This is a genomic window from Pseudomonas sp. KT_2_4 (genome assembly GCF_041410225.1).
GTDB classification, from domain to species: Bacteria; Pseudomonadota; Gammaproteobacteria; order Pseudomonadales; family Pseudomonadaceae; genus Aquipseudomonas; species Aquipseudomonas paracarnis.
In genome coordinates, this window is the sequence record NZ_CP166962.1 from 2,486,312 (window position 1) to 2,499,312 (window position 13,001).

Here is a 13,001-nt window from a genome sequence, read left to right on the forward strand (position 1 = left end):
TTCACTGGAGGATCTGTAATGACCACGGAAAAAGTGAAGTACGGCGTACATTCCGAAGCCGGCAAACTGCGCAAAGTCATGGTGTGCTCCCCAGGTTTGGCCCACCAGCGGCTGACCCCCAACAACTGCGACGAGCTGCTGTTCGATGACGTGCTGTGGGTGGCCCAGGCCAAGCGCGACCACTTCGACTTCGTGACCAAGATGCGCGAGCGGGACATTGATGTGCTGGAAATGCACAACCTGCTCACCGACATCGTCGCCAACCCCGAAGCGCTGGACTGGATTCTGGAACGCAAGATCACCGCCAACACCGTAGGCCTGGGCCTGGTCGATGAAGTCGGTTCGTGGCTGCGCAGCCTGGAGCCGCGCAAAATCAGCGAGTACCTGATTGGCGGCGTATCGGCCGACGACCTGCCGAGCAGCTTCGGTGGCAAGACCATCGAGATGTTCCGCGATTTTCTCGGCCACGCCAGTTTCATCTTGCCGCCGCTGCCCAATACCCAGTTCACCCGCGACACCACTTGCTGGATCTACGGCGGCGTGACGCTCAACCCGATGTACTGGCCGGCGCGCCGCCAGGAAACCCTGCTGACCAGCGCCATCTATAAATTCCACCCTGAGTTCACCAACGCGGACTTCCAGATCTGGTACGGCGACCCCGACCAGGAACATGGCGCCGCGACGCTGGAAGGCGGCGACGTGATGCCGATTGGCAACGGCGTGGTGTTGATCGGCATGGGTGAGCGTTCGTCCCACCAGGCCATTGGCCAACTGGCGCGCAACCTGTTCCAGAACAAAGCCGTGGAGCGCGTCATCGTGGCCGGCCTGCCTAAATCCCGCGCCGCGATGCACCTGGACACCGTGTTCAGCTTCTGCGACCGCGACCTGGTCACCGTCTTCCCCGAAGTGGTCAACCAGATCGTGCCTTTCACCCTGCGCCCTGACGAGAGCAAGCCCCACGGCATCGACATTCAGCGCGAGAAAACCAACTTCCTCGAAACCGTGGCCGCAGCGCTCAACCTCAAGGCCCTGCGCGTGGTCGAGACCGGCGGCAACAGCTTCGCCGCCGAACGCGAGCAATGGGATGACGGCAACAACGTGGTGGCCGTGGAACCGGGCGTGGTGATTGGCTACGACCGCAACACCTACACCAACACCCTGCTGCGCAAGGCCGGTGTGGAAGTGATCACCATCAGCGCCGGTGAACTCGGCCGAGGCCGTGGCGGCGGCCACTGCATGACCTGCCCGATCATCCGCGACCCTATCGACTATTAAGGAGATTTCATCATGGCTTTCAATATGCGCAACCGCAGCCTGCTGTCGCTGATGCACCACACCACTCGCGAGCTGCATTACCTGCTGGACCTGTCCCGCGACCTCAAACGCGCCAAATACACCGGCACCGAGCGCCCGCACTTGCAGGGCAAGAACATCGCACTGATCTTCGAAAAAACCTCCACCCGCACTCGCTGTGCCTTCGAAGTCGCGGCCCATGACCAGGGCGCCCACGTCACCTATATCGACCCGGTGTCGTCGCAGATCGGCCACAAAGAAAGCATGAAAGACACCGCCCGCGTACTGGGCCGGATGTTCGATGCCATTGAATACCGTGGCTTTGAGCAGGAAATCGTCGAAGAGCTGGCCAAGTTCGCCGGTGTGCCGGTGTTCAACGGCCTCACCGCCGAATTCCACCCGACCCAGATGATCGCCGACACCCTGACCATGCGTGAACACAGCGACAAGCCGCTGCATGACATCAGCTACGCTTACCTCGGGGACGCCCGCTACAACATGGGCAACTCGCTGCTGATGATCGGCGCCAAGCTGGGCATGGACGTGCGCATCGGCGCGCCCAAAGCGCTGTGGCCCCATGAAGATTTCATCAAGCAATGCCAGGCCTTTGCCGAGGAAAGCGGCGCACGCATCACCATCACCGAAGACCCGAAAGAAGCCGTGAAAGGTGTGGATTTCATCCACACCGATATCTGGGTGTCCATGGGCGAACCAGTGGAAGCGTGGGACGAGCGCATCGAGCAACTGCTGCCGTACCAGGTCAACGCCAAGATGATGAAAGCCTCGGGCAACCCTCGGGTGAAATTCATGCATTGCCTGCCGGCGTTCCACAACAGTGAAACCAAGGTCGGCAAGGACATTGCGGCGCGCTATCCGCACTTGGCCAATGGCGTGGAAGTGACCGAAGAGGTGTTCGAGTCGCCGGCCAATATCGCCTTCGAGCAGGCGGAAAACCGCATGCATACCATCAAGGCGATTCTGGTGTCGGCGTTGGCGGATATCTAACCCCACTCTGATCGTTCCCACGCTCCGCGTGGGAATGCAGCCAGTGGCGCTCTGCGCCACAAGAGCGGACGCAGAGCGTCCGGTGAGGCATTCCCACGCAGAGCGTGGGAACGATCATTCTAGAAGGACATTCTGTATGCGCATCGTCGTAGCCCTGGGCGGCAACGCCCTCCTGCGTCGTGGTGAACCCATGACCGCAGACAACCAACGCGCCAACATCCGTATCGCCACCGAACAGATCGCCAAGATCCACCCCGGCAACGAGTTGGTGATCGCCCACGGCAATGGCCCGCAAGTGGGCCTGCTGTCATTGCAGGCGGCGGCCTACACCAGCGTCTCGCCTTACCCGCTGGACGTGCTGGGCGCTGAGACAGAGGGCATGATCGGCTACATCATTGAACAGGAACTGGGCAACCTGCTGGACTTTGAAGTGCCGTTCGCCACCCTGCTCACCCAGGTCGAAGTGGACGCCAAGGACCCGGCCTTCCAGAACCCTACCAAGCCCATCGGCCCGGTGTATGCCAAAGCCGAAGCCGAGAAACTCGCCGCCGAGAAAGGTTGGGCCATCGCGCCCGATGGCGACAAATACCGCCGCGTGGTCGCCAGCCCGCGCCCCAAACGCATCTTTGAAATTCGCCCGATCAAATGGCTGCTGGAGAAAAAAGCCATCGTGATCTGCGCCGGTGGCGGCGGCATCCCGACGATGTATGGCGAAGACGGCAAGCTGCGCGGCATTGAAGCCGTGATCGACAAAGACCTGTGTTCCTCCTTGCTGGCCACGCAACTGGAGGCCGATTTGCTGGTGATCGCCACCGACGTCAACGCCGCCTTTATCGACTTCGGCAAGCCCACCCAGAAGGCCATCGGCCAGGCCCACCCCGACGACATGGAAAAACTCGGCTTCGCCGCCGGCTCCATGGGGCCCAAGGTCCAAGCCGCCTGCGAGTTCGCCCGCCAGACTGGCAAAACTGCGGTGATCGGTTCACTCTCGGACATCGAAGCCATCGTCCAGGGCAGCGCCGGCACGCGCATCAGCACGGCCAAACCTGGCATCACCTACCTGTGAAGTTGAGGAGAAACGCCTATGGCTATCTTTGAACCCGGCCACCTGCATATCGAGCGACACGCGCTGAACGAGCATGACTACAGCTATAACCTGTGCATCGACTATGAAGTCAGCCAGGACCCAAAGGAAGGCAAGGGAATGCTCTTCAAACTGCACGGTTCGGTGCAGGGCAAGGACCTCCAGGAAGAGTTCTTCCTGCCCAAGGATCAGGCGTACGACTTTGCCCGGCACGCGATGAACATCGCGCAGAAATACGGCATGCCGAAGATGGCCGTGTTGAATGGGTCGATGCACAAGCAGTACGACCTGATGTTTGAAGATGTGCGGCATCAACTGGATGTGAAATCCGGCGACCCGGTCAAACCCGAACACCTGGAATAACCTGCCCCCCAATCGAATGTGGGCGCTGGCTTGCCTGCGATAGCGACCTGTCAGACGATATTTTCGGTAACTGACCCACCGCCATCGCAGGCAAGCCAGCTCCCACATTTTGATCTCCACCGGCTCCAAGGCATACTGGCCACCCTCAGCACTCCAGAATCAAGATCCGCCCCATGCGTATCCACGTCAGCTTCATCGACCGCGTCGGCATCACCCAGGAAGTCCTGGCCTTGCTCGGTGGGCGCAATCTCAATCTGGATGCGGTGGAAATGGTGCCGCCCAATGTCTATATCGATGCGCCGACCCTCAGCGCCGAGGTGCTTGAAGAGCTGCGCGATGCGTTGTTCAGCGTGCACGGCGTGCAGGCGGTAAAGGTCGTCGACATCCTTCCGGGCCAGCGTCGCCACTTGCAACTCGACGCCCTGCTGGCGGCCATGACCGACCCGGTGCTGGCCCTGGACAGTGCAGGCAAGATCCTGCTGGCCAATCCGGCGCTGATCGCCTTGTACGGGCGTGAACCGGCCGGTGAGAGCATCGCCGAGCTGTTCGATGATCCGGCCTTGCTGGAAACCTTGCTGGACCAGGGCTTTCGCTTACCGTTGCGCGAGATCAGCGTCAACGGCCAGACCCTGCTGCTGGGCGCCACGCCGATCACCGACGCTGGCGCCCTGCTTACCCTCTACCAGCCCAACCGCATCGGCGAACAACTGTCGGCGCTGCATCATGACCATGCCGAAGGGTTTGATGCGCTGCTGGGCGAGTCCCCGGCGATCCGCACGCTCAAGGCTCGGGCGCAACGGGTGGCGGCGCTGGATGCACCGCTGCTGATCCAGGGCGAAACCGGCACCGGCAAAGAGCTGGTGGCCCGCGCCTGCCACGCCATCAGTGCGCGTCACAGTGCGCCGTTTCTGGCACTGAACTGCGCGGCGTTGCCGGAAAACCTCGCCGAAAGTGAATTGTTCGGCTATGCGCCGGGCGCCTTTACCGGCGCGCAACGCGGTGGTAAACCGGGGCTGATGGAGTTGGCCAACCAGGGCACGGTGTTTCTCGATGAGATCGGTGAAATGTCGCCGTACCTGCAAGCCAAACTGCTGCGCTTTCTCAACGACGGCAGCTTTCGCCGCGTGGGTGGCGACCGCGAAGTAAAGGTCAATGTGCGCATCCTCAGCGCCACCCACCGCGACCTGGAAAAGATGGTCAGCGAAGGCACCTTTCGCGAAGATCTGTTTTACCGCCTCAACGTGCTCAACGTCGCCGTGCCGCCTTTGCGTGAACGCGGCCAGGACATCCTGCTGCTGGCGCGCTACTTCATGCAGCAAGCCTGCGCGCAGATCCAGCGCCCGGTCTGCCGCCTGGCGCCGGGTACCTATCCAGCCCTGCTGGGCAACCACTGGCCGGGCAACGTGCGGCAGTTGCAAAACGTGATCTTCCGCGCTGCCGCCATCTGCGAAAGCAGCCTGGTGGACATCGGCGACCTGGACATCGCCGGCACCTCCGTGGCTCGCCAGAGCGATGGTGAAGTCGACAGCCTGGAACAGGCCGTGGAAGATTTCGAGCGGAGCCTGCTGGAAAGCCTCTACAGCCGCTACCCCTCGACCCGCCAACTGGCCAGCCGGCTGCAAACCTCCCACACGGCTATCGCCCATCGCCTGCGCAAATACGGCATTCCCAACAAACCCTGACGGAATAAACGCGGTTCAACTGTAGGAGCTGGCTTGCCTGCGATAGCGTTGGGTCATCCAACGCCTTAGTGACGGGTAGACCGCTATCGCAGGCAAGCCAGCTCCCATAGAGACCGCATTACAGATTTGGTCTGAGAACGACATTCCGTGTACTGAAAGCGCTACAGCGTAACGATATCGCTACAACCCTGTTTTTTGCGCGCCATGCAAGGCTTTGATCCACATAGGCTTTTTTTCACGCACTCGACTGTAGCGAAAACGCTACAGCACATTCGATTAAGCCTCTGGCGGAATTTATTAACTCTTTGATCTATAACGACTTAATAACGTTGGCCGCGATATTGCTAAGCAACTCCTCATTATTCCAATCCCGTCCACCAGACGATTCTGGCCCTGAGGAGTTTCCATGAGCGAGTTGCGTTTCACTGAAGATCACGAATGGCTGCGCGCCGAAGCCGATGGCAGCGTCACCGTGGGTATCACCGCTTTTGCGCAGAACGCGCTGGGTGATGTGGTTTTCGTGCAACTGCCAGAGTTGCAGGCTTATACCAAGGGCGCCGAAGCCTCCACCGTGGAGTCGGTCAAGGCCGCCAGTGGTGTGTACATGCCGTTGGACGGTGAAGTCCTCGAAGTCAACGACAAGCTCGATGGCAGCCCGGAACTGGTCAACGAAGACCCGATGGGCGAAGGCTGGTTCTTCCGCTTTAAACCCGCCGATGCCGATGCAGTGGCTAAGCTGTTGGATCAGGATGCGTACGACCGTCTGATCAAAGCCAACGCTGAAGCTTGAGGAGCGCGCCATGACCGTTAATCTGACCACCGCCAACGAATTCATCGCCCGCCACATCGGCCCGCGCCAGGAAGACGAGCAGCAAATGCTCGCCAGCCTGGGGTTTGATTCCCTCGAAGCCCTGAGCGCCAGCGTGATCCCGGAAAGCATCAAGGGCACCAGCGTGCTCGGCCTGGAAGACGGCCTGAGCGAAGCCCAGGCCCTGGCCAAGATCAAGGCCATCGCCAGCCAGAACCAACTGTTCAAGACCTACATCGGCCAGGGCTATTACAACTGCCACACGCCGTCGCCGATCCTGCGCAACCTGCTGGAAAACCCGGCCTGGTACACCGCCTACACGCCGTATCAACCCGAGATTTCCCAAGGCCGCCTGGAAGCCCTGCTGAATTTCCAGACCCTGATCAGCGACCTCACCGGCCTGCCGATTGCCAACGCCTCCCTGCTTGACGAAGCCACCGCCGCTGCTGAAGCCATGACCTTCTGCAAGCGCCTGAGCAAGAACAAAGGCAGCCACGCGTTCTTCGCGTCGGTGCACAGCCACCCGCAAACCCTCGACGTATTGCGCACCCGTGCTGAACCTTTGGGCATCGATGTGGTGGTCGGCGATGAGCGTGAACTGACCGACGTCAGCGCGTTCTTCGGTGCCCTGCTGCAATACCCGGCCAGTAACGGCGATGTATTCGATTACCGCGAGCTGACCGAGCGCTTCCACGCCGCCAACGCCCTGGTCGCCGTAGCCGCCGACCTGATGGCCCTGACCCTGCTGACGCCGCCGGGTGAATTCGGCGCCGACGTCGCCATTGGCAGCGCACAGCGCTTTGGCGTGCCACTGGGCTTCGGTGGCCCGCACGCGGCGTACTTCTCCACCAAGGATGCGTTCAAGCGCGATATGCCAGGCCGTCTGGTCGGTGTTTCCGTCGACCGCTTCGGCAAGCCGGCCCTGCGCCTGGCCATGCAGACCCGCGAGCAACATATCCGCCGCGAGAAAGCCACCAGCAACATCTGCACTGCCCAAGTGCTGCTGGCCAACATCGCCAGCATGTACGCCGTGTACCACGGCCCCAAAGGCCTGACCCAGATCGCCCAGCGCATTCACCAGCTGACCGCGATCCTGGCCAAGGGCTTGACGGCCCTGGGCCAGAACGTCGAGCAGGCACACTTCTTCGACACCCTGACCCTCAATACCGGCGCCCACACCGCCGCCCTGCACGACAAGGCCCGCGCCCAGCGCATCAACCTGCGCGTGGTGGATGGCGAGCGCGTTGGCCTGTCGGTCGACGAAACCACCACCCAGGCCGATATCGAGGCCTTGTGGGCCATCTTCGCGGACGGCAAAACCCTGCCAGCCTTTGCCGCCACCGACAGCACCCTGCCGAGCGCGTTGCTGCGCCAGTCGCCGATCCTCAGCCACCCGGTGTTCAACCGTTATCACTCGGAAACCGAGCTGATGCGCTACCTGCGCAAGCTGGCCGACAAGGACCTGGCCCTGGACCGCACCATGATCCCGCTGGGTTCGTGCACCATGAAGCTCAACGCCGCCAGCGAAATGATCCCGGTGACCTGGGCCGAATTCGGTGCCCTGCACCCATTCGCCCCCGCCGCGCAAAGCGCCGGCTACCAGCAACTGACCAGCGAACTGGAAGCCATGCTATGTGCAGCGACCGGTTACGACGCGATCTCCCTGCAACCCAACGCCGGTTCCCAGGGTGAGTACGCCGGCCTCCTGGCCATCCGCGCCTATCACCAGAGCCGTGGCGAAGCACGTCGCGACATCTGCCTGATCCCGTCGTCAGCCCACGGCACCAACCCTGCCACCGCCAACATGGCCGGCATGCGCGTGGTGGTCACCGCTTGCGACGCGCGCGGCAACGTCGACATCGAAGACCTGCGCGCCAAGGCCATCGAGCACCGCGAGCACCTCGCTGCGCTGATGATCACTTATCCGTCCACCCACGGCGTGTTCGAGGAAGGTATCCGCGAAATTTGCGGGATCATTCACGACAACGGCGGCCAGGTGTACATCGACGGCGCCAACATGAACGCGATGGTCGGCCTGTGCGCACCGGGCAAGTTCGGCGGCGACGTGTCCCACCTGAACCTGCACAAGACCTTCTGCATTCCCCACGGCGGTGGCGGCCCAGGCGTTGGCCCGATTGGCGTCAAGTCGCACCTCACGCCATTCCTGCCCGGCCACGCAGCCATGGAACGCAAGGAAGGCGCGGTGTGCGCTGCGCCGTTCGGCAGCGCGAGCATTCTGCCGATCACCTGGATGTACATCAGCATGATGGGCGGCGCCGGCCTCAAGCGTGCGTCGCAGTTGGCGATCCTGAATGCCAACTACATTTCCCGTCGCCTGGAAGAGCACTACCCGGTGCTGTACACCGGCAGCAATGGCCTGGTGGCCCACGAATGCATCCTGGACCTGCGCCCGTTGAAAGACAGCAGCGGCATCAGCGTGGACGACGTGGCCAAGCGCCTGATCGATTTTGGTTTCCATGCGCCGACCATGTCGTTCCCAGTGGCCGGCACCTTGATGATCGAGCCGACCGAAAGTGAATCCAAGGAAGAGCTGGACCGCTTCTGCGACGCCATGATCGCCATCCGCGAAGAAATTCGCGCGGTGGAAAACGGCACATTGGACAAAGACGACAACCCACTCAAAAACGCGCCGCACACCGCCGCTGAACTGGTGGGCGAATGGAGCCACCCATACAGCCGTGAACAAGCGGTGTACCCGGTGGCTTCATTGATCGAAGGCAAGTACTGGCCGCCGGTTGGCCGGGTTGACAACGTGTTTGGCGATCGCAACCTGGTGTGTGCGTGCCCTTCTATCGAGAGCTACGCCTGATCTGACGGGAGATACGCGGCCAGTGTGGGAGCTGGCTTGCCTGCGATAGCGGTGTATCAGCCGACAGTGATGTTGTCTGACCCACCGCTATCGCGGGCAAGCCCGGCTCCCACATTGATCGAGTCCAGCCCAGAAAATAATAAGAAACCGGAGAACAACCATGTCCCTTAGCGTGTTCGACCTGTTCAAAATTGGCATTGGCCCCTCCAGTTCCCACACCGTAGGCCCGATGCGTGCCGCCGCTCGATTTGTCGAGGGGCTCAAGCGTGACAACCTGCTGAGCACCACCACCGGCATCAAGGTGGAACTTTATGGATCGCTGGGCGCCACCGGCAAAGGCCACGGCAGCGACAAGGCTGTGTTGCTGGGCCTGGAAGGCGAACATCCGGACACCGTGAATACCGAAACCGTGGCTGCACGCCTGGCGCAGATGCGCAGTGACGGGCGCCTCAACCTGCTCGGCGAACACAGCATTGCGTTCAACGAGAAAGAACACCTGGCGATGATTCGCAAGCCCCTTGCCTATCACCCCAACGGCATGATCTTTCGTGCCTTTGACGCCGCCGGCATTCAGACCCGTAGCCGCGAGTACTACTCGGTCGGTGGCGGTTTCGTGGTGGATGAAGACGCGGCGGGCGCCGACCGTATCGTCGAAGACGCCACACCCCTGACCTTCCCGTTCAAACACGCCAAGGACTTGCTCGGCCATTGCGCCACCTATGGCCTGTCTATCAGCCAGGTGATGCTGACCAATGAAAGTGCCTGGCGCCCGGAAGCCGAAACCCGCAGCGGGTTGTTGAAGATCTGGCAAGTCATGCAGGACTGCGTCGATGCCGGCTGTCGCAACGAAGGTATCTTGCCCGGAGGCTTGAAGGTCAAGCGCCGGGCGGCGGCCTTGCATCGGCAGTTGTGCAAGAACCCGGAGTCGGCGCTGCGCGACCCGCTGTCGGTGCTCGATTGGGTCAACCTGTATGCGCTGGCAGTCAACGAAGAAAACGCCAATGGCGGGCGCGTGGTCACTGCGCCCACCAATGGCGCGGCTGGGATCATTCCCGCCGTGCTGCACTACTACATGCGCTTCATCCCCGGCGCGAACGAAGACGGTGTGGTGCGCTTTTTGCTCACCGCGGCCGCCATCGGCATTTTGTACAAGGAAAATGCTTCGATCTCAGGCGCCGAAGTCGGTTGCCAGGGCGAAGTCGGCGTGGCCTGTTCCATGGCCGCAGGCGCACTCTGTGAAGTGCTGGGCGGCAGCGTGTCCCAAGTGGAAAACGCCGCCGAGATAGGCATGGAACACAACCTCGGCCTGACCTGCGACCCCATTGGCGGGCTGGTGCAGGTGCCGTGCATCGAGCGCAATGCCATGGGCTCGGTGAAGGCGATCAATGCGGTGCGCATGGCCCTGCGTGGCGACGGCCAGCACTTTGTGTCCCTCGACAAGGTCATCCGCACCATGCGCCAGACCGGCGCCGACATGAAAAGCAAATACAAGGAAACCGCCCGTGGCGGTTTGGCGGTCAACATTATCGAGTGCTGACGCCCACAAGCGCGTCGGCACGTTTTTCAGGAGCTGAATATGTCCACCGAAACCCTGTTGAAAACTCCTCTGCACGCCTTGCACCTCGAACTCGGCGCGCGCATGGTGCCCTTCGCCGGCTACGACATGCCGGTGCAGTATCCATTGGGCGTGATGAAAGAACACTTGCATACCCGTGAACAGGCCGGGCTGTTCGATGTTTCCCACATGGGCCAGATTCGTCTCACTGGCGCGAATGCCGCCAAGGCCCTGGAAACCCTGGTGCCCGTCGATATCATCGACCTGCCGGTGGGCATGCAGCGCTATGCGATGTTTACCAACGAGCAAGGCGGCATCCTCGACGACCTGATGGTCGCCAACCTGGGCAACGACGAATTGTTCCTGGTGGTCAACGCCGCCTGCAAGGACCAGGACCTGGCACACCTGCGCACACATATCGGCGACCAATGCACCATCGAACCGCTGTTCGAAGAACGCGCCCTGCTCGCCCTGCAAGGCCCGGCGGCAGTGAAAGTATTGGCGCGCCTGGCCCCTGAAGTTACCCAGATGACCTTCATGCAATTTGCCACCCTGCGTTTGCTGGGCGTGGAGTGCTACGTCAGCCGCTCCGGCTACACCGGTGAAGACGGCTTTGAAATCTCCGTGCCGGCGGCCAATGCCGAGAGCCTGGCCCGCAGCCTGCTGGCCGAAACCGAAGTGCAGGCCATCGGCCTGGGCGCCCGCGATTCGCTACGCCTGGAAGCCGGCCTGTGCCTGTACGGCCATGACATGAACACCGACACCACGCCAATCGAAGCCAGCCTGTTGTGGGCGATTTCCAAGGCTCGGCGTGCCGATGGCGCACGGGCCGGCGGCTTCCCTGGCGCCGACCGCATCTTCACCCAACAGCAAACCGGGGTGGCGCGCAAACGCGTAGGCCTGCTGCCGCAGGAGCGTACCCCGGTGCGTGAAGGCGCTGAAATTGTCGATGCACAGGGTACGGTAATCGGCAGCGTGTGCAGCGGAGGCTTTGGCCCAACCTTGGGCGGCCCGCTGGCGATGGGTTACCTGGACAGCGCATTTGTCGCATTGGATACCGAAGTTAGCGCTATGGTACGTGGGAAAAAGGTGCCACTGCGTGTAAGTAAAATGCCATTCGTTCCGCAACGTTACTACCGTGGCTGATTGACTGTTTCTATAAGTAACGCGGTTGCGTTAATGTGCACTGAACTGTAACGCAACCGCCATAAAACAGTGCATTCACGATAGGCTTTTTATAGCTGACGCCCTATAACAAGTGAATAACTCTATCGAATAAGCCGGTATCAGAACATTCAACAAAGTGTCATGAGACCCAATAAAACAAGGGCCTGCACAAGGGCTTGTTTTTTTCATATTAGTTGGCGTAGAGTTTGCCCACTGTGTTTGCATGGGTCGCTTGGAACCTGGACCTGGGCAGTAGCTCAAGTAGTTTGCTACAACCCGTTCGACGTCTCTTACTTTCCTGCAACCCAGCCCAGTACTCTTTCGTGTGAAAGGGGCTGTCATTAATTTTTAGCGTCAAAGGAAAGAAGAAAATGTCGGATAAAGGTGGACGTCAGAGCGGTACCGTCAAGTGGTTCAACGACGAGAAAGGGTTTGGTTTTATCACTCCTGAAAGCGGCCCGGATCTGTTCGTGCATTTCCGCGCTATCCAGGGCAACGGTTTCAAGAGCCTGAAGGAAGGCCAGAAGGTCACCTTCGTTTCAGTACAAGGCCAAAAAGGCCTGCAGGCTGACGAAGTACAAGCAGAAGGCTGATCCTTGCTGCGACAAAAAGCCCCTGATATGACATCAGGGGCTTTTTTATGGGCGCCATTGCGTAAACTGCGTGCTTTCTCCAGAGAGCCCTGCCATGTCCAAACCCCTGTTGAGCCCCCAGGGCGAATTCCCCGCCGTTGGCCTGGGCCGTCGCCTGGCAGCGATGTTCTACGATTTCCTGCTGTGCACCGCCCTGCTGATCGTCACCGCGTTTATCTACAAGCTGGTGTGGATCGCCTTCGTGGGCGAAGCGAAGATGCGCACGCTCACCGAGTCCGGCGCGCTGGACGGTGACCCGTTGCTGTCGACTCTGCTGCTGTTCGTGCTGTTCGGGTTCTTCGCCAAGTTCTGGACCCATTCGGGGCAAACCCTGGGCATGCAGGTGTGGGGCGTGCGCGTGCAAAACGCCGATGGGTCGCGGATCAGCCTGTGGCAGGCACTGTTGCGTTTTGTGGTGTCGATTGCGTCATGGCTGTGCGTGGGGTTGGGGTTTATCTGGTCGTTGTTCGATAAACACAAACGCAGCTGGCATGACATCTATTCGGATACGCAGTTGGTGCGGATCCCGAAGCCAAAGAAGTAACTCAAGCGCATCACAGATCAACTGTGGGAGCTGGCTCC

At 60.8% G+C, this 13,001-nt stretch carries 11 protein-coding genes; all 11 read left to right on the forward strand.

Annotated elements, in window-relative coordinates:
• Positions 1 to 18: 18 nt before the first annotated feature.
• The 11 genes from arcA (at position 19) to AB9N64_RS11550 (ending at position 12,963) form a co-directional block, all read left to right on the forward strand.
• Positions 19 to 1,275, forward strand: a complete 1,257-nt coding sequence (gene arcA, locus AB9N64_RS11500; RefSeq protein ID WP_014719694.1) for an arginine deiminase — start codon at positions 19 to 21, stop codon at positions 1,273 to 1,275.
• Between the two features lie 12 nt (positions 1,276 to 1,287).
• On the forward strand, positions 1,288 to 2,298 hold the full coding sequence (locus AB9N64_RS11505; protein WP_014719695.1) for an ornithine carbamoyltransferase: 1,011 nt from the start codon (positions 1,288 to 1,290) through the stop codon (positions 2,296 to 2,298).
• Positions 2,299 to 2,434: 136 nt separating this feature from the next.
• On the forward strand, positions 2,435 to 3,364 hold the full coding sequence (gene arcC / locus AB9N64_RS11510) for a carbamate kinase (RefSeq protein WP_014719696.1): 930 nt from the start codon (positions 2,435 to 2,437) through the stop codon (positions 3,362 to 3,364).
• Positions 3,365 to 3,382: 18 nt separating this feature from the next.
• Positions 3,383 to 3,745: a DUF5064 family protein gene (locus AB9N64_RS11515; RefSeq protein WP_060766532.1), complete on the forward strand. Its 363-nt coding sequence runs from the start codon at positions 3,383 to 3,385 to the stop codon at positions 3,743 to 3,745.
• 173 nt (positions 3,746 to 3,918) lie between these two features.
• Positions 3,919 to 5,427, forward strand: coding sequence for a sigma-54-dependent transcriptional regulator (locus AB9N64_RS11520; RefSeq protein ID WP_003193823.1), 1,509 nt, complete (start codon positions 3,919 to 3,921; stop codon positions 5,425 to 5,427).
• Between the two features lie 406 nt (positions 5,428 to 5,833).
• On the forward strand, positions 5,834 to 6,217 hold the full coding sequence (gene gcvH / locus AB9N64_RS11525) for a glycine cleavage system protein GcvH (protein WP_014719698.1): 384 nt from the start codon (positions 5,834 to 5,836) through the stop codon (positions 6,215 to 6,217).
• 10 nt (positions 6,218 to 6,227) lie between these two features.
• Positions 6,228 to 9,065 (forward strand): aminomethyl-transferring glycine dehydrogenase, encoded by a 2,838-nt coding sequence (gcvP, locus tag AB9N64_RS11530; protein WP_020303146.1) that lies wholly within the window; start codon positions 6,228 to 6,230, stop codon positions 9,063 to 9,065.
• A gap of 160 nt (positions 9,066 to 9,225) precedes the next feature.
• Positions 9,226 to 10,602, forward strand: a complete 1,377-nt coding sequence (locus AB9N64_RS11535) for an L-serine ammonia-lyase (RefSeq protein WP_014719700.1) — start codon at positions 9,226 to 9,228, stop codon at positions 10,600 to 10,602.
• Between the two features lie 39 nt (positions 10,603 to 10,641).
• The gene (gcvT, locus tag AB9N64_RS11540; protein WP_038451322.1) at positions 10,642 to 11,766 is read left to right on the forward strand and encodes a glycine cleavage system aminomethyltransferase GcvT; all 1,125 of its coding nucleotides are present in this window, start codon (positions 10,642 to 10,644) and stop codon (positions 11,764 to 11,766) included.
• A 392-nt stretch (positions 11,767 to 12,158) separates the two neighbouring features.
• Positions 12,159 to 12,380 (forward strand): cold-shock protein, encoded by a 222-nt coding sequence (locus AB9N64_RS11545; RefSeq protein ID WP_014719702.1) that lies wholly within the window; start codon positions 12,159 to 12,161, stop codon positions 12,378 to 12,380.
• A gap of 94 nt (positions 12,381 to 12,474) precedes the next feature.
• On the forward strand, positions 12,475 to 12,963 hold the full coding sequence (locus AB9N64_RS11550; RefSeq protein WP_014719703.1) for an RDD family protein: 489 nt from the start codon (positions 12,475 to 12,477) through the stop codon (positions 12,961 to 12,963).
• Positions 12,964 to 13,001 lie beyond the last annotated feature (38 nt).

Excerpts from the sequence above, each read along its gene's own strand:
- arcA (WP_014719694.1), top strand. The coding sequence starts at position 19 with ATGACCACGGAAAAAGTGAAGTACGGCGTACATTCCGAAGCCGGCAAA.
- AB9N64_RS11505 (WP_014719695.1), top strand. The coding sequence starts at position 1,288 with ATGGCTTTCAATATGCGCAACCGCAGCCTGCTGTCGCTGATGCACCAC.
- arcC (WP_014719696.1), top strand. The coding sequence starts at position 2,435 with ATGCGCATCGTCGTAGCCCTGGGCGGCAACGCCCTCCTGCGTCGTGGT.
- AB9N64_RS11515 (WP_060766532.1), top strand. The coding sequence starts at position 3,383 with ATGGCTATCTTTGAACCCGGCCACCTGCATATCGAGCGACACGCGCTG.
- AB9N64_RS11520 (WP_003193823.1), top strand. The coding sequence starts at position 3,919 with ATGCGTATCCACGTCAGCTTCATCGACCGCGTCGGCATCACCCAGGAA.
- gcvH (WP_014719698.1), top strand. The coding sequence starts at position 5,834 with ATGAGCGAGTTGCGTTTCACTGAAGATCACGAATGGCTGCGCGCCGAA.
- gcvP (WP_020303146.1), top strand. The coding sequence starts at position 6,228 with ATGACCGTTAATCTGACCACCGCCAACGAATTCATCGCCCGCCACATC.
- AB9N64_RS11535 (WP_014719700.1), top strand. The coding sequence starts at position 9,226 with ATGTCCCTTAGCGTGTTCGACCTGTTCAAAATTGGCATTGGCCCCTCC.
- gcvT (WP_038451322.1), top strand. The coding sequence starts at position 10,642 with ATGTCCACCGAAACCCTGTTGAAAACTCCTCTGCACGCCTTGCACCTC.
- AB9N64_RS11545 (WP_014719702.1), top strand. The coding sequence starts at position 12,159 with ATGTCGGATAAAGGTGGACGTCAGAGCGGTACCGTCAAGTGGTTCAAC.
- AB9N64_RS11550 (WP_014719703.1), top strand. The coding sequence starts at position 12,475 with ATGTCCAAACCCCTGTTGAGCCCCCAGGGCGAATTCCCCGCCGTTGGC.